Annotated in this window: 1 pseudogene; it reads left to right on the forward strand. The window is 42.3% G+C overall.

Annotation, left to right across the window (positions count from 1 at the left end):
• Positions 1-227, forward strand: a pseudogene (locus B0W55_RS31015) (hypothetical protein); the annotation flags it as partial.

Consider the following 227-nt stretch of genomic DNA (forward strand, 5'->3'; position numbering starts at 1 on the left):
GCAAGTTTGTTACGGGCAATCGAGAAGGTTTGTCAGGCTTAGGGTTGCTCGGCACAATTTTGAGAAACTGTTCAATTGCTTTGATGTTTTTGATTCCTAGATTTTGCGAGAGGCGGGGCCTTATCGAAGAAAATGAGTTGGAAAATTTGCCGCTTCACCTGAAGAGAAAGCTGTTAGCACCCTGGATTACAGGTGGAGTATGTTTTTTTGTGATTTTCCTTTATTGG

Origin of the sequence: Pseudomonas sp. KK4 (assembly GCF_001984065.1) — a bacterium.
Taxonomy (GTDB): domain Bacteria; phylum Pseudomonadota; class Gammaproteobacteria; order Pseudomonadales; family Pseudomonadaceae; genus Aquipseudomonas.